Genomic DNA, 18,504 nt, shown 5'->3' on the forward strand with positions numbered 1-18,504 from the left:
AATGACCGCCTGCCACCCACCAACAAAGAAAAACTGATGAGCCTTGAGTAGGAGAGAACCTGTGGAACGCGAATACATGGAATTCGACGTGGTCATTGTCGGCGCTGGTCCGGCTGGCCTGTCCGCTGCCTGCCGACTGAAGCAGAAAGCCGCCGAAGCCGGTAATGAAATCAGCGTCTGCGTGGTCGAGAAAGGCTCGGAAGTCGGTGCCCACATCCTCTCCGGCGCAGTCTTTGAGCCGCGCGCTTTGAACGAACTGTTCCCGGACTGGAAAGAGCTCGGCGCCCCGCTCAATACCGAAGTCAAACGCGACGACATCTACGTGCTCAAGGATGCTGGCAGCTCGGTCAAGGTCCCGGACCTGTTCGTGCCCAAGACCATGCACAACGAAGGCAACTACATTATCTCCCTGGGCAACCTGTGCCGCTGGCTGGCCCAGCAGGCGGAAAACCTGGGTGTAGAAATCTACCCGGGCTTTGCTGCCCAGGAAGCACTGTTCGACGAAAACGGCGTGGTCCGCGGGATCATCACCGGCGACCTGGGTGTCGACCGTGAAGGCAACCCTAAAGACGGCCTGTACACCCCCGGCATGGAACTGCGTGGCAAGTACACCCTGTTCGCCGAAGGCTGCCGTGGCCACATCGGCAAGCAACTGATCAAGCGCTTCAACCTGGACAACGAATCCGATGTTCAGCACTACGGCATCGGCCTGAAGGAAATCTGGGAAATCGATCCGGCCAAGCATGAGCAAGGCCTGGTGGTGCACACCGCAGGCTGGCCGCTGGATGTCATGGCCAAGGAAAACACCGGTGGTTCGTTCCTCTATCACCTGGAAAACAATCAGGTGGTGGTCGGTCTGATCGTCGACCTGTCGTACAGCAACCCGTTCCTGTCGCCGTTTGACGAATTCCAGCGCCTCAAGCATCACCCGGTGATCAGCCAGTACCTCGAAGGCGGCAAGCGCATCAGCTACGGCGCCCGTGCGCTGGCCAAGGGCGGCCTGAACTCGCTGCCAAAAATGGTGTTCGCCGGTGGCGCCCTGATCGGCTGCGACCTGGGCACCATGAACGTGGCCAAAATCAAGGGCAGCCATACCGCCATGAAGTCCGGCATGCTGGCTGCCGAAGCCGTGGCCGATGCCCTGCTGGCAGGTGGCGAAGGTGGCGATCAACTCAACAGCTACGTCACTGCCTTCAAAGCCAGCTGGCTCTACGAAGAACTGTTCTCCAGCCGCAACTTCGGCCCGGCCATGCACAAGTTCGGCCCGATGCTCGGTGCAGCGTTCAACTACGTCGACCAGAACTGGTTCGGCGGCAAGCTGCCGTTCACCCTGCATGACACCAAGCCGGATTACGCCTGCCTGAAGCTGGCTGCCGACTCCAAGCGCATCGACTATCCGAAACCGGACGGCAAACTCAGCTTCGACAAGCTCAGCTCGGTGTTCCTCTCCAGCACCAACCATGAAGAAGAACAACCCTGCCACCTGAAACTGACCGATGCTGGCATTCCGATCGGCACCAACCTGCCGCTGTACGACGAACCGGCGCAACGCTACTGCCCGGCCGGCGTATACGAAGTGGTTACCCAGGAAGAAGGCAACAAGCGCTTCCAGATCAACGCCCAGAACTGCGTGCACTGCAAGACCTGTGACATCAAGGATCCTTCGCAGAACATCACCTGGGTGACGCCGGAAGGTGCAGGCGGCCCGACTTACCCGAACATGTAAGTCAGCAGCCAGCAAAAAGCCCCCTCGCCTCACGGTCAGGGGGCTTTTGTTTGATGGGTGCCTTATCCAGGTGGGAGCGGCTTGCCCCGCGATCTTGGCGCATCAGTTAGATTGCATCGCGGGGCAAGCCCGCTCCTACCGGCGTCAGCAGCCTAACGCTTCTTCCTCATACGCCACTGGCTGGCGCCCTGCGTAATAGACTACCGTCAGCACCCCTACCAACCCCATCACCAGGCTGAACAGTACGCACACCCATGGACTCCACGGCATCAGCGCAATCAACAGCAACGGCGTGACACTGGCCCACAGCGCGTAGGCAATGTTGTAAGTAAAGGAAATCCCCGAAACCCGCACCGCTGCCGGGAACAACCCGACCATCACCGACGGCACCACCCCCACCACGCCCGAGGCCAGCCCCGCCAGCGCATAGGCCAGCCCCGGCCACTGCCAGCCCGCCACCAGACTGGCGTACAAGGCACCGATACCCAGGGGCAACAGCAGGCTGTAAAACATAAGCGCTCGCCAGGCACCCATCCGGTCAACCAGTAGCCCCGCCAATACACAGCCAATATTGAGAAAAACGATCCCCAGACTGCTCAACGCAAAGGTGTCTCCAGCACTCATGCCAAAGCGCTGCTGCATCACCGTCGGGGTGATCACCACCAACACCACCACCGCCGAGGTCAACACACACGTCAGCAGTACCGCAGGCAACAGCGCCTGGCGGTGCTCCTTCAGCACGGTACGCAATGGAAAAGCCACCGGCTGCTCGCGGCGCTCACGCAGCGCGAGGAACACCGGGGTCTCGCTCAACCAGCGACGCAGCCATACGCCGATCACACCGAACACCCCACCCAGCAGAAACGGGTAGCGCCAGGCGTAGTCCAGAATTTCCTGCGCCGTGAACCACTGCGCCAGCGCTGTTGCCGTCAAGGCCCCCAACAGATAGCCGAAAGTCAGGCCCGCCTGCAGAAAACCCAAGGCATAACCGCGACGCCCGAGCGGTGCATGTTCGGCCACGAACACCCAGGCGCTGGGCACTTCACCCCCAACTGCAGCACCTTGAAAGATACGCAGCGCCAGCAAAATCAACGGGGCGAAGTAACCGATGCCTGCGTACGTCGGCATCACACCGATCAGCAGGCAGGGTAAGGCCATCATCAGGATGCTCAAGCTGAACACCTGCTTGCGCCCCAGATGATCGGCAAAATGCGCCATCAGGATGCCGCCCAGCGGTCTGGCCAGGTAACCGGTGACAAAAATGCCGAAACTTTGCAGCAACCGCAGCCACTCGGGCATATGCGGCGGAAAGAACAACTGGCTGAGCGTCAGGGCAAAAAACACGAAGATGATGAAATCATAGATTTCCAGCGCGCCGCCCAATGCTGCCAGGCTCAGGGTCTTATGGTCACTGCGCGTCAGGCGTAACGCTGGCGCAGGCGTGGTGGCTGTCATAGAGGCATCCGTCAAACGAAAGGCATTGGCACGCGGCTCGGCGCACCTCGGCGAACGTGACAGGATAGCAAAATGCACCCCAAGGGTGCGTAGGCTGCGACCGGGATTAGCGGGTAAAGATCGACGGTGGAAACGCCATCCGCCGCTGTGAGAAGCCTGTATGTGCCGTGCGATCGGGCACGCCAGGCAATTGCCCGATGACTTTCGGCATGTCGATGATCGTCATGAAGCTCTGCAGGGTTTCGTTGTCGGGCACCTTGGGCAGGCTGACGTTCACTGCCTCGCGCCGGGCAGTAGGGATAGTAGGCAGTTTCAAGTGCTGGGACTCATACAGCAGCGCATGCTGGATCTGGGCATTCATCCGGCAAAAACGCTCAAGGTCGACGCCGACATGGCTGGCCAGATCGATATTGCCCACCAGCAAGTTGAATGGCTGTAACGCGCCTTGCACCAGGTGCTGCAGATCCTCAAATGATTCAACCGGTGCGATGCGGTAATAACCCATGCCATTGAGCATTTTTTCCAACTGCATCAACTGCATCGGATGCTCATCGGCAATCAGGATCCGCATGGATTTATTAGGCATCGTCAATGACCAGGGCATATAGGCTTTAGCGACTTTGCTTGACCCTACTGCGCCAAAAAATCTACTGCAGGCTGTGGTGGCGGGCAGATCGCCAGATAATTGTCTGTCTGTATTGATAGTTGTAGGGAAAGCCTGAGAAATCAAGCAAGGTTCAACGGAATTTTCACACTTGGTTGTTGTCTCGCTTCAGCACTCCCACTGACGCATGCGCACACGGCAATGTTTCATCGCGTTGACGATGTGCTTTTCCACCAAACTACGAGAAATTCCCAGACGTTCGGCAATCTCCTGATGCGATAAACCTTCCAGTTTGCGCAGCAGAAAACTGTCGCGACAGAGCGGATTCAGTTCGCCAAGGGCACGCTGTATCAATTCCAGGCGCTGGTGCAGCTCCATGTCTTGAGATGGCGCAGGGGAAAAGAACCGTTCGTCGCTGTCGAGCACGTCCAGCGGCTCGACCTGACGCAGCAACCCACGACGATGGCCATCGATCACCAGGTTCAGGGCCGTGCGATAAAGGAAGGCGCGTGGGTGTTCGATCTCGGCATCGCCGGTGCGCTCGAGCACCCGGGTATAGGCATCATGTGCGACGTCTTCAGCCGCCTGACGGTTACCCAGGCGGGCGCAGAGGAAACTCACCAATTCACGATAGTAATTTTCCAACACAGCACCTGGCCGTTACATCGGCGCGAATTCCCTGACTCAAGGAAGAGGATTATGAATGATGGCAATAGGCGATAATACAAATTACAATTATTCTCAGCAAGCGTGATCCTACCCCCTCCTCCCGTGATAATGAGCCAGGATGGCTGTCCACAACGTCGGCATGAGTAAATTCTTCAGCGAGCCCCTCGTTTATCGGGGAGCCTCCCATGCCTGTCTTGCCTGCCAGCATGATTCCACGGCCCAACCCTTTGGCTGGAACCCCACATGAGACGTCCTTCCACAACGCGCCGCCTTTTGTTCTGCGGCATCGGCCTGCTCAGCGTGGGTGCCCTGCTCGCCTGGAAAACCCTCGACAGCGGCGCTGACCCGCATAGCACCGTAACTGTCACCCGTGGCGAAATCGAAAGCAGCGTGACTGCACTGGGCACCCTGCAACCCAGACGCTACGTGGACGTCGGCGCCCAGGCGTCGGGGCAGATCCGCAAACTGCATGTAGAAGTGGGAGACCAAGTCAAAGAAGGTCAACTGCTGGTGGAAATCGACCCCTCAACCCAGCAGGCCAGGCTCGACGCCGGGCGTTTCTCGATCGACAACCTCAAAGCCCAGCTCGCGGAACAGCAGGCCCAGTACCAGTTGGCCGATCAACAACTGAAGCGCCAACGTAACCTTGCCGCTGGCGGCGCCACTCGTGAGGAGGACGTGCAAAGCGCCCAGGCCCAGCTCAAGGTCACCCAGGCGCGCATCGACATGTACCGCGCGCAGATCCGCCAGGCCCAGGCCAGCCTGCGCAGCGACGAAGCAGAACTGGGGTATACCCGTATTTATGCGCCGATGACCGGCACCGTCGTCGCCGTTGACGCCCGCGAAGGCCAGACCCTCAATGCCCAGCAGCAAACCCCGCTGATTTTGCGCATCGCCAAACTGTCGCCAATGACCGTCTGGGCCCAGGTTTCCGAAGCGGATATCGGCCATGTAAAACCCGGCATGGCGGCCTACTTCACCACCCTGGCCGGAGGTAAGCGGCGCTGGACCAGCACCGTGCGGCAGATTCTGCCGATACCGCCCAAGCCACTGGATCAGTCCAATCAAGGTGGCGGCAGCCCGACGAGCGCCAGCGGCGGCAGCTCCACGAGCAAAGTGGTGCTCTACACCGTGTTGCTGGATGTCGAGAACCCCGACAACGCTTTGATGGCGGAAATGACCACGCAGGTGTTTTTCGTCGCCGGTCGGGCCAGCAAGGTGCTGACCGTACCGGTGGCTGCGCTTGATGATGATGCCAACGACGAAAACCTGCGCATCGCCCAGGTCCTCAACGCCAACGGCAAAGTCGAGCAACGCCAGGTCCGCACCGGGCTCAGCGACCGCCTGCGGGTGCAGGTGCTTGAAGGCCTGAACGAAGGCGATCAATTGCTGATCGGTGCCCCGACGGCCAGCGGAGGTTGAATGAGTACGCCGCTGATTGAACTGCGTGACATCCGCAAGTCCTATGGCGGGGTCGACACCCCGAAAGTCGAAGTGGTACGTGGCATCAGCCTGGCGATCCACCCGGGCGAGTTTGTCGCCATCGTTGGCGCTTCGGGCTCCGGCAAATCGACGCTGATGAATATCCTCGGCTGCCTCGACCGGCCAACCTCCGGTGATTACCTGTTTGCCGGCAAAGATGTCGCCACCCTGGACAACGACGAACTGGCCTGGCTGCGCCGAGAGGCCTTCGGCTTTGTGTTCCAGGGCTACCATTTGATCGCCTCGGGCTCAGCCCAGGAAAATGTCGAGATGCCCGCCATTTACGCTGGCACCCCCGCGTCAGAGCGCCATGCCCGCGCCGCCGCCTTGCTCGATCGCCTGGGTCTGGCCAGCCGCAGCGGCAATCGTCCGCACCAGTTGTCCGGCGGCCAGCAACAACGGGTATCGATCGCCCGCGCCTTGATGAACGGCGGGCACATCATTCTGGCCGACGAACCGACTGGCGCCCTCGACAGCCAGAGCGGCGCCGAAGTCATGGCCTTGCTCGACGAACTGGCCGCCCAAGGCCATGTGGTGATCCTGATCACCCACGACCGCGAGGTTGCCGCTCGGGCCAAGCGCGTCATTGAAATCCGTGACGGCCTGGTCATCAGCGATTCGACCAACGAACACACCGCCCCACCCCCGGCCAACCCTGGCTTGCAGGCCGAAGACCTGCGCCAACGGCTAAACCAGGGCGCCACCCACAGCGGCGCCTGGAAAGGCGAGATGCTCGAAGCCTTGCAGGCGGCCTGGCGGATCATGTGGATCAACCGCTTCCGCACCGCCCTGACCTTGCTGGGCATTGTCATCGGCGTGGCCTCGGTGGTGGTGATGCTCGCTGTCGGCGAAGGCAGCAAGCGCCAGGTGATGGCGCAGATGGCTGCGTTCGGCTCCAACATCCTTTACCTGGGGGGCACGGCCCCGAGCCCGCGCGAACCGGCCGGGATCATCACCCTCGATGATGTCGCCGCCGTCGGTAGCCTGCCGCAGGTGAAGATGATCATGCCGGTGATCGGCAATTCGTTGATGGTGCGCTTTGGCAACAACAACCATGAGTTCTACGTGGGCGGCAACAACACCTTCTTCTCGGAAATTTTCAACTGGCCGGTCGTTGAGGGCAGCTTCTTTACCGAAGCCGACGAGCAGGCCGCAGCGGCGGTCGCGGTGATCGGCCAGAAGGTCAAGCAAAAGCTGTTCGGTGACCAGCTCAACCCGATTGGTCAGTACATCCTGGTGGAGAACGTGCCGTTTCAGGTGATCGGCATTCTGCAAGGCAAAGGCGCGAGCTCCGGCGATCAGGACAGTGATGAACGGATTGTGGTGCCCTACTCCGCTGCGGCTATCCGCTTGTTCGGCAGCCAACACCCGGAGTACGTGACCATTGCCGCCGCCGACTCGCGACGGGTGGCCGAAACCGAGGCGGCAATCGACAAGCTGATGCGCAAGCTGCACCACGGCAAGCAGGATTACGAACTGAGTAACGACGCCGCCCTGATCCAGGCCGAAGCACGCACGCAAAACACCCTGTCACTGATGCTTGGTTCGATTGCGGCGATCTCGCTGCTGGTCGGCGGCATCGGGGTAATGAACATCATGTTGATGACCGTGCGCGAGCGCACCCGTGAAATCGGCATCCGCATGGCCACCGGCGCACGTCAGCGCGACATCCTGCGCCAGTTCCTCAGTGAGGCGGTGCTGCTGTCGATGGTCGGCGGCCTGACCGGCATTGCCCTGGCCTTGTTGATCGGCGGCACACTGCTGCTGGCCGACATTGCCATCGCTTTTTCCCTGGCCGCCGTTCTCGGCGCCTTTGCCTGCGCAGTGGTCACCGGCGTGGTGTTCGGCTTCATGCCGGCGCGTAAAGCCGCTCAGCTTGACCCGGTCAAAGCCCTTACCAGCGAATAATCCATGAACCTGCCCAGCCGTTTCAGTGTGTTGTCCATCAGTGTGTTCATCGCCGCCTGCAGTAACAGCCCCACGCCACCGGACAGTGGTGTGCAGGCGCCTGACGCCTGGCAAGGCCAGAGCAACGAGAACTTGCCAGCGGTGCAACAGGACTGGTGGCAACAGTTCGCCAGCGCAGCGCTCAACGAGTTGATCGAACAAGCACGCAGCGGGAGCTACGACCTCGCCGCCGCCACCGCCAGGGTCCGCCAGGCGCAGGCTTCGGCGGTAATCGCCGGGGCGCCGCTGTTGCCGGAAGTAAAGTTTGGCCTGGATGGCAGCCGCCAGCGTCTGTTGCGCGGCAATGGCTTCGACCAGCTCGATGCCAGCAGCAGCGAACGTACCAGCACCTCGTTCAACACCACCTTGAGCGCCAGCTACGAAATCGACTTCTGGGGCGGCAAAGTGGCTGCCCGCGACAGCGCCGTATTTGCCCTGGATGCCAGTCGTTACGACCGCCAAACCGTAGAGCTGACCTTGCTCAGCGGGGTCGCCAACAGCTACCTGCAGAGCCTGGCGCTGGCCGAACAAGTGCGCATCGCCAAACTCAACCTGACCAACGCCCAGGACGTATTGCGCCTGGTGCAGACCCGCTACGACTCAGGCTCGGCCACCGCGCTGGAACTGGCTCAGCAACAGAGCCTGGTTGCCGGTCAGGCCCGCCAGGTGCCGCTGTTCGAACAACAGCTGCAAGAAGCGCGCATCACCCTGGCAACCTTGCTGGGTAAGCCGGTGCAGCAACTGCCGCCGCTCCAGGAGTCCCTCGACGGGGTGCGCTGGCCGACGATTGGCAGCGGCGTACCGAGCCAGTTGCTCAGCCGCCGCCCCGATATTGCCGCCGCCGAAGCACGTATGGCCGCCGCCCAGGCCAATGTTCAGGTGGCACGCGCAGCGATGCTGCCAAGCCTGACCCTGGGCGCGGACCTGGGATCAGGTGCCGACACCTTTGCCCAGATTCTGCGCAGCCCCTACTACACCCTCAGTGCCGGGCTGGCCGCACCGATCTTCAACAACGGCCGCCTGCGCGCCGAACGCGACAAAGCCCAGGCGCAGCAGGAAGAACTGCTGGAAAACTACCGCAGTACAATCGTCGCGGGGTTTGCCGATGTTGAAAAAGCCCTGAATGCCATCAGTGGCGTGGATGATCAGCGCCAGTGGCAGGATCAGGAAGTCGAGCATGCGCAGACTGCCTTTACGCTGTCGCAAAGCCGTTATCAGGCCGGTGCCGAAACTTTGCTGACGGTACTGGAGACACAGCGCACGCTTTATCAGGCCCAAGATCAGCAGGCGCAACTGCGGCTGGCGCGCCTGCAAGGCAGCGTGGCGCTATACAAAGCCCTCGGCGGCGGCTGGCAAACCGCCGCTCCCACAGGTGGTGCAAGACGGTATCTCCCACCGAAGAAGGGGGTCAGGACAGGTGCCGTGCGTACCACGGCCGCCGAGGCACGCGGCGAAACAGATCGGCAATCTTGTCGTCTTCACCAAAGGTCAGACGCAACGCCAGTTTCATGGTTTCCACATCCATTTCCACCGACTTGCCGGGAAAGGCTCCGGGCACGGTGCTGCAACCATGGGTCACCGGGCCCAGCCAAGGGTCTTCGACCTCGACCCAACGCCCCGGCGCAAACCACTTCACCCCATTGACCTCACGCCTGCGCACCTGGCCAGGATTGTGCCGTTCATGGGCGCGGTACCAGTCTTCGACGCGGTCGTCGATCCAGCCATGGAACCCCCAGAACACTGGGCTCACATGGGATGAAAAGGGATCGCCAAGAAAGTCATTCTCCGCACCGAACCAGCGCGAAGCGAAATCCGCCGGATCACGGGCAAAAGGCACCGGCGCGCCATTGACCGGATCGCGTGGCACCGAAGCCCAGCACATGTGCAGCCAGTCATGCAGGTTCATCTCAAGCTCGGAGCCAAATGCACCGAGGGTCAGTTTCGACAAGTAGAGCGGATCCTGATACTGCGATTCCCACACTTGAAAGTTACTGCAGAAGGTTTCGCCGGCCTTGATCGCCGACACCCACTGACCATAGGCCTCATCGTCTGGCGCCAGCCAGGTGGGCGGAACGCAATAACCATTGTGGTTATCGAAGTAACGGGCAAAGCCCTGCCGGTCCTGTTCGACGCTGGGCCTGGGCAAGGGAAAGTGCGGCCAGGACGGTAAGTCCTGCATGGAGCGCGCGGTGCCCAGCATGTGCCGGTGCATAAACAGAAAGTCGACACCCGAACCGTTGCGATGCTTGCGCGGGCCGCGGGCATCGCGCTCCAGCTCACGCGGCCCGGGCTGCCAGCCCAGACCGCGCAGGGCCTCCCGTTTCTCTGCGCTGAGGTCGTGCCACTTGTCGCGGGTTGCATGCCAGAGTTGATGGAACAGACGATGTTCGGCGCTGATCAACCACGCCTGGAGTTGCGCGGTGTACGGCAAGCGTTCACGCGCTTCCGGAAACAGGCGTTTAACGGCAACGAAATGGCTGTCGAGCAACGGCAAGGCCATGGAACGATCCAGCGGCTGCAGGCGACCACTCAAGGTTGCGCTGCCGGCATTGGCAAAATCGCCCCAGACCTCATCCAGGCTGGCAACACACTCATAACCCGGACCGCCCTGATTACTCAGCAAGCGCCAACGCACCTGGGCGCTGGAAGCCCCCACCAGGTCACCGACCACGCGGTACGCCACAGGCCCCTGCCCCTCAAGACGGCTTTGCTCATCGACAAAACCTCGCAGCCCACGCCCTTTGTTGGCGACATCCAGGTACAGCTGCAAGCCGTGCTCGGGCAAACCCGCCAGCCCGGCCTGGCTGCCGTGAACACGCAGGTCCCACACGCCACGCAACTGATCAGCCAACTGCTGACCGGCCGTATCGGCCAGTTCAACGCTGGCCTCACCCGCTGTAACAATGTCGTCTTCCGGGTCGTGGGTCAGTTCTTTGTGTGCGTAATACACCGCCGGCACCGCTGCACCTGCCACCGCCAGACCCGCTATGAATCCTCGCCGCGATATCGTCATTGGCCTACTCGTTTCCGCGCAGGCTGGCGACCGCTGCGGTCAGCGCACGACCAAAGCGTGCAGCCACTTCATCGACCTGCTCAGCGGTGATGACCAATGGTGGCAAGAAACGCACGACCGCCCCGTGGCGGCCACCGAGTTCAAGAATCAAGCCGCGTTTGAGGCATTCACGCTGCACCAGCGGCGCCAACTGTGGGCAGGCGGCCGGGTGGCCGAGGGCATCCAGGGTGGCGGCCGGATCCACCAGCTCAACCCCGAGCATCAAGCCACGGCCACGAATATCGCCCAGTTGCGGGAAATCCTGCTGCAGGCGGCGCAGGTGCCCGCTCAAACGCTCGCCCATGGCCTCGGCATGGGCACACAGGTTGTGTTCCTGGATGTACTTCATCACCGCCGAACCTGCCGCCATGGCCATCTGGTTGCCGCGGAAAGTTCCGGCATGAGCGCCAGGCTGCCAGGTGTCCAGCCACTGGCGATACACCACCACGGCCAGCGGCAGGCTGCCGCCGATGGCTTTGGACATGACCACCACATCCGGCACGATGCCGGCGTGTTCGAAGGCAAACATCTTGCCGGTGCGGGCAAAACCGCTCTGGATCTCATCAACGATCAGCGCCACACCGGCCTGCTCGGTAATCCGCCGAACACCGCGCAGCCATTCCACATCAGCCGGAATCACTCCGCCCTCACCTTGCACGGCTTCAACAATCACCGCAGCGGGCAATTGCACGCCACCTTCCGGGTCGCTCAGCAGGTTCTCCAGGTAGTGCAGGTTGACCTTGACCCCAGCCTCACCGCCCAGTCCGAACGGGCAGCGGTAGTCGTAGGGATACGGCAGAAACTGCACGCCATTGCTCAGCAGCCCGGCCAGTGGCTTTTTCGGCCCCAGGCTGCCCATCAGGCTCAACGCGCCTTGAGACATGCCGTGATAAGCGCCCTGGAACGACAACACAGTGGTGCGCCCGGTGGCCGTACGTACCAGCTTCAATGCCGCTTCCACCGCATCGGTTCCGGTCGGCCCGCAGAACTGAATCCGTGCTTCGTCACGCAACGCTTGTGGCAACAGGCCGAATAGGTCCTGGACGAACTGGTCCTTGACCGGCGTGGTCAGGTCGAGGGTGTGCAGCGGTAGCTCGTCGGCCAGCACCTGCTGAATGGCCTCGATCACCACCGGATGGTTGTGCCCCAAGGCCAGGGTGCCAGCGCCCGCCAGGCAATCGATGAACTGACGCCCTTCGACATCTTCGACATACAAGCCCCGGGCCTTTTTTAACGCCAGCGGAATACGTCGTGGATAGCTGCGGGCATTGGACTCCTGCTGCTTTTGCCGGGCCAGCAAGGGCGACTCTTCGAAGTGATAAAGCGTTTCGGCAACGCTGATAGCGACTGACATCTGAGGAAACCCTCGCAAGCAAGCGGATTGTTATCGCTTGAAAAACGCTTCAGCGCCGCGAGGATTTAGCAAAACCAACGTTTTAATTGGTAGGAGCGGGCTTGCCCCGCGATTGCGGTTTTTCAGATACACCACGATCGCGGGGCAAGCCCGCTCCTACTGTGCTCGTTGGGGGATGTGCATGAACACGCGCAAGCCGTCGCTGTGGCTGTCGAAGCGCAGCGAACCGGCGCAGCGCTGCACGATAGCCTGGACGATCGCCAGCCCCAGACCGCAACTACCACTTTGCCCGGTGCGCCAGAACCGCTCGGTCAGGCGCTCAAGGTCTTGTTCGGCAATGCCCGGCCCGTGGTCACGAACCAGGAACGCTACCCGGCCCTTTTCCATCTGTACCGCCAACTCCACGGGTTCGCTACCACGGGTGTGGCGCAGCGCGTTATCCAACAGGTTGCGCAAGGCCGTCACCGCCAGTGGCGAAGGCATGTCGAGAAATGCCTGGGCAGCGTCCGGTGCCAGTCGCAGGTCGACCCGCTGCGCATTCGCAAGCCCGGTGTCCTGGATGGCCTGGCGGGCAACCTGTTCGGCATTGCACTGAACACCATCTTCGAACGACAGGCTGCCCTCGACCCGCGCCAACAACAGCAGTTGCTCCAACGTCCGGTGCAAGCGGTCTGCGCCTTGCTCGGCGTGCTCCAGGGCCTGTTCACGGGTTGCCCCTTCGGTCATGCGCGCCACCTGCAGGTGGGTCTTGATCGCGGTCAACGGTGTACGCAGCTCATGGGCGGCGTCATCGGTGAGGCGGCGCTCGCGCTCAATGGTCTGGGCGATGCGTTGGAACAGCTGGTTCTGGGTGTCTTGCAATGGCTGCAACTCACTCGGCAGGCCACGCACCTGCAAGGGTTCCAAGGCGTCGGGGCTGCGCCTGCGCAAGGCATCGCGCATGCGGTTGAGCGGCGCCAGGCCCTTGCCAATGCCGATCCACAACAATCCCAGGCTGCCCAGCAACGCCACCAGCACCGGTGCCGACGCGGCCAGCAGAATCGAACGGTTCAGCGCCTCGCGCTCCTGATGGCGATCGGCCGTGGTGATACGGACGTCACCGCGATAATAGGTAAAGGTACGCCAGCGCGCGCCCTCGATGGTCTGGTCGCGAAAGCCGCTGCGATCGTCTTCGAGGTTGTGTTCCTGATTGTGGTTGCGGGCAATGATTTCACCGCGCAGCGAGCTGACCTGACAGGCCATGCCGTCCGGTACGCTGAGCTGATCGGCACTCAACTGGGTGCCGCCGCCCTTGGCTACCAGCGGTTGCGGCAACTGATCGATCAAGCCGGCTACCATTCGCGCCGACGCCACCAGGCGCTGATCGAGGGAAAACATCATCTGGTAGCGCAGATCGCGCAGCATCCAGGCCGCCGCCAGGGCCCAAATCAGCACAAAGGCGGCACCGAGGATCAGCGTCAGGCGTACACGCAGGCTCATTGCGATGCAGCCTCGGGTAGCTGTGCCGGCCCCAGGCGATAACCCAGGCCGCGCACGGTTTCAACGATACCGTTGCCCAACTTGCGCCGCAGGTGATGGATATGCACGTTCAAGGCGTTGCTTTCCACCTCGTCACCAAAGCCGTAGACGCTGTCTTTGAGCTGTTCACTGGAGAGTACCCGGCCACGGTTGTGCAACAGTGCCTGCAACAGCGCCTGCTCACGTCGCGACAGGTCGACCGGCACCCCGCCCAGGCAAGTTTCGCGGCTGCTCGGGTCGTAGCTGAGCGGACCGTGTTCGATGATATTGACCGCGCGCCCGGCCGAGCGGCGCAACAGGGTGTGCAGCCGTGCCGCCAGCTCACGCAGATCAAACGGTTTGAGCAGGTAATCGTCGGCACCGGCCTGCAGGCCATCGACCCGATCGGTGACCGCGTCGCGCGCAGTCAGCACCAGCACCGGCAGCGTCTCCCCTTGCTGGCGCAGGCGCTGCAACAATTTCAGGCCATCTTCATCGGGCAAGCCCAGGTCCAGCACCATGACATCGAAGCTGGCGGCCTGGAGCATGGCCTGGGCTGCAGCTGCACTTGCCACCCGGTCCACCGTCATGCCCTGGGCGGTCAGCCCCGCAGCGATGCCGCTGGCAATCAGGTCGTCATCCTCGCAGAGCAGTACGTGCATGGTGGGTCTCACAACTAAAAATGGCAGTGAAGCGCAGGCGGATTAACTCAGGATTATGCCGCGCCGACAGCGGATCGTCTCGGCTTGTGCGACAACCGACGCGTTGTGGTTAACACTCGGTTAATCGCGCTCGGCCAGGATCAGGCGCTTACTGCACTACCAAGGCTTTGAGATGCGCACTTTATTAATTGCCCTGATGCTCCTGTTCAGCGGCCTTTCCCAGGCCAACCCCTTCGCCCAGAGTGACTTTCTGCCGGTGGACAAAGCCTTTGTGTTCAGCAGCGAGCGCCTGCCATCCGGCGAAATGCGCCTGCACTGGAAAATCACTGATGGCTATTACCTGTACCAGAAGCGCCTGAAGTTCGACGGCCTGCCTGCTGAACAACACCCCACGTTGCCAGAAGCCCTGCCCTACCATGATGAATACTTCGGCGACACGCAGGTTTACCGAGGCGAACTGGAGCTGATACTGCCAGCCAGCGCCACGGGGCAGTTACGCATGGGTTGGCAAGGCTGCGCCGATGCCGGCTTGTGTTACCCGCCGCAAACCAGCCTGGTCAGCCTGAGCGACACGCCGGCGGCCGAACAAGCCAATGAACAGGCCAGCGACCAAGCCTTGGCGGGCGGCCTGCAACAGTCGACCCTGGCCTGGAGCCTACTGGCCTTCTTCGGCCTCGGCTTGCTGCTGGCCTTTACGCCGTGCTCGCTGCCGATGCTGCCGATTCTCGCCGGCCTGGTGCTGGGCAACGGCGTCAGTGCGCGTCGTGGCTGGCTGCTGGCCAGCGTCTACATCTTGAGCATGGCCCTGGTCTACGCCGCGCTCGGGGTGATCGCCGCACTGCTCGGTGGCAGCCTGCAGGCCTGGCTGCAACAGCCCTGGCTGCTCGGCACCCTGGCCGGCCTGTTCGTCTTGCTGGCCTTGCCGATGTTTGGCGTGTTCGAACTGCAGTTACCGGCCTGGCTGCGTGATCGCCTGGAACGTGCGGGCCACGGCACCCGCGGTGGCAATCTCTACGGTGCCGCCCTGCTCGGCGCCCTTTCAGGATTGCTGATGGGGCCGTGCATGACTGCACCACTGGCCGGTGCCCTGCTGTATATCGCACAGAGTGGCAACGCCGTTCACGGCGCCCTGGTGCTGTTCACGCTTGGCCTGGGCATGGGCTTGCCGCTGTTGCTACTGGTGACCCTGGGCAATCGCTACCTGCCACGTCCTGGCCCGTGGATGAACCTGGTCAAGGGCCTGTTCGGCTTCGTGTTCCTGGCCATGGCCCTGTACACCCTGCGCACTGTGCTGGAGCCGTCGCTGTGGCTGGGCCTGGGCGGCGCCTGGTTGATTGCCTTGGCCTGGGCGGCGTGGCCTGCACTACACAACCTACGGCCGATCCGCGCACTGCCGTTGCTGGCCGGATTCTGGGGCAGTTTGTTGGTGATTGGTGCTGCCGCAGGCGGCAGCGACCTCTGGCAACCCTTGCAACCGTTCCGCGCCGGTACCGCCACAGTCGCCAGCGTGGCCCACAGCGACGCATTCGTCACCGTCACCCGACCGGCTGAGCTGCAACGCGAACTGGACAACGCCAAAGCCAGGGGGCAGTGGGTAATGCTGGACTACTATGCCGACTGGTGTGTGTCGTGCAAAGTCATGGAAAAGCAGGTGTTCGGCCGCGCTGATGTACTGGCGGCCCTCAACGGTGTGCATTTGATCCGTCTGGATGTAACTGCCGATGCACCGTCGAGCCGCGAACTGATGCAACGCTACCAGGTGCCCGGCCCGCCCAGCCTGATCTGGATCGGCCCGGAGGGCAACGAGCGCCGCGCCCGACGTATCACCGGCGAAATCGATGCGAAGAACTTCCTCGAACAATGGGCCCAGACCCGGAGTCAAGGCTGATGCTGACCGTGAACCTCGGGCCGCTGACCATGGCCGTCGATCATCTGTTGCTACTGGGCGCACTGGCCTTGGCCACATTGGTTGGCTGGCGGGTGGCCAAGCGCGAGGGCGACAACCCCGAATCGGTGCTGTTCGGCCTGTTCCTGCTGGGGTTGTTGGGCGCGCGTTTGGGGTTTGTGCTCAGCTACTGGCCGATGTACCGCGACGACCTGATTCAGATCGTCGACCTGCGCGATGGCGGCTTCCTGCTCTGGCCGGGGCTGCTGGTGCTGGCACTCGGCGCCGTGTGGCGCGGCTGGCGGCGCCCGACACTGCGCCGCCCGTTAGGCTGGGGCCTGTTCAGCGGTTTGCTGTTCTGGGTGCTCGGCAGCATGGCCAGTCATTTGTATGAACAAGGCACGCAATTGCCCGAAGTGAGCCTGTACAAGGCCAACGGCCAGGCGGTGCAACTCACCGATTACAAGGGCCGGCCACTGGTCATCAACCTGTGGGCCACCTGGTGCCCGCCGTGCCGACGGGAAATGCCAGTGCTGCAACAAGCGCAGCACGACCATCCTGATATCACCTTCCTGTTCGTCAACCAGGGGGAAACCCCGCAAACGGTCAGTAATTTTCTCGCCACGACCGGGCTGAACCTGTCCCACGTGCTGTTCGACGGCGGTGGGCAGCTGGCGCAGAAAGTCGGCTCCATGGCCCTGCCCACTACCCTGTTCTACAGCGCTGACGGCCGCCTGGTCGGCAGTCACCTGGGCGAGCTATCACGGGCCAGCCTCACCCACGCCCTGGAATCCTTCGAGCGCAGCCCTGCGCCCGCCGTCACCCATACTTCAAGGAACGACGCATGCACCCTTTGTTGAAACTGCCGCTGGGCCTCACCCTGGGCCTGCTGGCCAGCCACACCGCCATGGCCGAATCGCTGCCCAAAGCCGTGCAGCAAATCGAAGCCAAGGGGGTAAAGATCAAGGGCAGCTTCGATGCCCCGAACGGCTTGCGCGGTTATGCCGCCGAGTATCAGAACCGCGGTATGGCCTTGTACCTGACCCCAGACGGCAAGCACGTGCTGGTCGGTAGCCTGTTCGACGAGCAAGGCCAGGACCTGAGCGAAGCACCTCTGCAGAAGCTGGTGTACGCACCGATGGCCAAGGAAGTCTGGGCGAAGATGGAAAAGACCGCCTGGATCGCCGACGGCAAAGCCGATGCTCCGCGAATCGTCTACCTGTTCAGCGACCCTAACTGCCCTTACTGCAACATGTTCTGGCAGCAGGCTCGGCCGTGGGTCGAGTCGGGCAAGGTGCAGTTGCGCCACATCATGGTCGGTATCATCCGCGAAGACAGCCCAGGTAAGTCGGCAGCGCTGCTGGCCAGCAAAGACCCGGTGCAGGCGCTGCTCAAACACGAGAGTGCAGGCAAAGCCAGCACGCTCAAGGCCCTCGACAAGATTCCCGAGGCCGTGCAGGCCAAGCTCGACAGCAACCTGGCGTTGATGGAAGAGCTGGGCCTGTCTGCGACGCCAGCGATTTTCTACCTCGACGAACAGCAACAGCTGCAAACCCAGCAAGGTGCGCCGCGCCCGGAAATGCTCGGAAAAATTCTGGGTAAACGCTGATTCCCTGACAGCGGCGTGTAACGTCCACCCGATCACGGCGTCTGGAGAGTACCCCTCATCTGAAAGGAACTCTCCATGACCCACTCCACTTACCTCAATACCTTTGTACGCTCCTCTTTCGATATCCAGCTGGTGCGCTGGAGCCTGATCGTGATCTTCATCGGCTTTGGCTACACCAAGTGGTTTGACTATGAAGCCCAGGCGCTTATTCCCCTGATCGGCAACAGCCCATTGCTGTCCTGGATGCATGCCGCCTTTGGCATCCAGGGCGCCAGCTACGCCCTGGGTGTGGCCGAGTGGGCCATCGGCGCCGCCTTGCTGATCGGCATCTGGTCACCCACCTGGGCAGTGGCCGGGGCGCTTGGTTCGGCACTCACCTACCTCACTACCCTGACCTTGATCCTGACCACCCCTGGTGCCTGGGAAAGCAGTGCCGGTGGCTTTCCCGCCATGGGCGGTGCGACGTCCTTCCTGATCAAGGACGCCGTGTTGCTGGCCGCTTCGGTGGTGTTGCTCAAACACGACCTACGCCGCACCTGCTCTACCCTGGCCCAGGCCTAAG

The 18,504-nt window shown here is 62.0% G+C and carries 14 protein-coding genes and 1 pseudogene; 8 read left to right on the forward strand and 7 right to left on the reverse strand.

Annotation, left to right across the window (positions count from 1 at the left end; all coding sequences use genetic code 11):
• The first annotated feature begins 61 nt into the window (after positions 1-61).
• The gene (locus ACVWSC_RS20060; RefSeq protein WP_442108843.1) at positions 62-1,726 is read left to right on the forward strand and encodes an electron transfer flavoprotein-ubiquinone oxidoreductase; all 1,665 of its coding nucleotides are present in this window, start codon (positions 62-64) and stop codon (positions 1,724-1,726) included.
• Between the two features lie 144 nt (positions 1,727-1,870).
• Here ACVWSC_RS20060 and ACVWSC_RS20065 read toward each other — a convergent pair whose 3' ends face one another.
• From ACVWSC_RS20065 to ACVWSC_RS20075, 3 genes are all read right to left on the reverse strand, one after another.
• Positions 1,871-3,181, reverse strand: a complete 1,311-nt coding sequence (locus ACVWSC_RS20065; protein WP_442108844.1) for an MFS transporter — start codon at positions 3,179-3,181, stop codon at positions 1,871-1,873.
• A 106-nt stretch (positions 3,182-3,287) separates the two neighbouring features.
• On the reverse strand, positions 3,288-3,767 hold the full coding sequence (locus ACVWSC_RS20070; protein ID WP_442108845.1) for a histidine kinase: 480 nt from the start codon (positions 3,765-3,767) through the stop codon (positions 3,288-3,290).
• Positions 3,768-3,953: 186 nt separating this feature from the next.
• On the reverse strand, positions 3,954-4,430 hold the full coding sequence (locus ACVWSC_RS20075) for a sigma-70 family RNA polymerase sigma factor (RefSeq protein WP_442108846.1): 477 nt from the start codon (positions 4,428-4,430) through the stop codon (positions 3,954-3,956).
• Positions 4,431-4,697: 267 nt separating this feature from the next.
• On the opposite strand from ACVWSC_RS20075, the gene ACVWSC_RS20080 reads away from it, so the two are divergent.
• The 3 genes and pseudogenes from ACVWSC_RS20080 to ACVWSC_RS20090 form a co-directional block, all read left to right on the forward strand.
• Positions 4,698-5,876: an efflux RND transporter periplasmic adaptor subunit gene (locus tag ACVWSC_RS20080; RefSeq protein ID WP_442108847.1), complete on the forward strand. Its 1,179-nt coding sequence runs from the start codon at positions 4,698-4,700 to the stop codon at positions 5,874-5,876.
• Positions 5,877-7,844: a MacB family efflux pump subunit gene (locus tag ACVWSC_RS20085; RefSeq protein ID WP_442108848.1), complete on the forward strand. Its 1,968-nt coding sequence runs from the start codon at positions 5,877-5,879 to the stop codon at positions 7,842-7,844.
• Between the two features lie 3 nt (positions 7,845-7,847).
• Positions 7,848-9,242, forward strand: a pseudogene (locus tag ACVWSC_RS20090) (efflux transporter outer membrane subunit); the annotation flags it as partial.
• A gap of 49 nt (positions 9,243-9,291) precedes the next feature.
• Here the strand turns inward: ACVWSC_RS20090 and pvdP are convergent.
• From pvdP to ACVWSC_RS20110, 4 genes are all read right to left on the reverse strand, one after another.
• Entirely contained in the window at positions 9,292-10,896 is a 1,605-nt protein-coding gene (gene pvdP / locus ACVWSC_RS20095) for a pyoverdine maturation tyrosinase PvdP (protein WP_442108849.1), read from the reverse strand.
• Positions 10,897-10,900: 4 nt separating this feature from the next.
• Positions 10,901-12,289 (reverse strand): aspartate aminotransferase family protein, encoded by a 1,389-nt coding sequence (locus tag ACVWSC_RS20100; protein WP_442108850.1) that lies wholly within the window; start codon positions 12,287-12,289, stop codon positions 10,901-10,903.
• 156 nt (positions 12,290-12,445) lie between these two features.
• Positions 12,446-13,768 (reverse strand): ATP-binding protein, encoded by a 1,323-nt coding sequence (locus ACVWSC_RS20105; RefSeq protein ID WP_442108851.1) that lies wholly within the window; start codon positions 13,766-13,768, stop codon positions 12,446-12,448.
• The gene (locus ACVWSC_RS20110) at positions 13,765-14,448 is read right to left on the reverse strand and encodes a response regulator (protein WP_442108852.1); all 684 of its coding nucleotides are present in this window, start codon (positions 14,446-14,448) and stop codon (positions 13,765-13,767) included. Before ACVWSC_RS20110 ends, ACVWSC_RS20105 begins: the two co-directional genes overlap by 4 nt.
• A gap of 172 nt (positions 14,449-14,620) precedes the next feature.
• On the opposite strand from ACVWSC_RS20110, the gene dsbD reads away from it, so the two are divergent.
• From dsbD to ACVWSC_RS20130, 4 genes are all read left to right on the forward strand, one after another.
• The gene (gene dsbD / locus ACVWSC_RS20115) at positions 14,621-16,336 is read left to right on the forward strand and encodes a protein-disulfide reductase DsbD (RefSeq protein WP_442108853.1); all 1,716 of its coding nucleotides are present in this window, start codon (positions 14,621-14,623) and stop codon (positions 16,334-16,336) included.
• Positions 16,336-17,193, forward strand: coding sequence for a TlpA family protein disulfide reductase (locus ACVWSC_RS20120; protein ID WP_442108854.1), 858 nt, complete (start codon positions 16,336-16,338; stop codon positions 17,191-17,193). The genes dsbD and ACVWSC_RS20120 overlap by 1 nt, the downstream gene beginning before the upstream one ends.
• Positions 17,178-17,942 carry a thiol:disulfide interchange protein DsbG gene (gene dsbG, locus ACVWSC_RS20125; RefSeq protein ID WP_442108855.1) on the forward strand — a complete coding sequence of 255 codons (765 nt, stop codon included), beginning with the start codon at positions 17,178-17,180 and terminating at the stop codon, positions 17,940-17,942. Before ACVWSC_RS20120 ends, dsbG begins: the two co-directional genes overlap by 16 nt.
• A 75-nt stretch (positions 17,943-18,017) precedes the next feature.
• A complete protein-coding gene (locus ACVWSC_RS20130; RefSeq protein WP_442108856.1) occupies positions 18,018-18,503 on the forward strand; it encodes a YkgB family protein in 486 nt (161 codons plus the stop codon).
• The last annotated feature ends 1 nt before the right edge of the window (position 18,504 follow it).

Source organism: Pseudomonas sp. NUPR-002 (assembly GCF_056322725.1).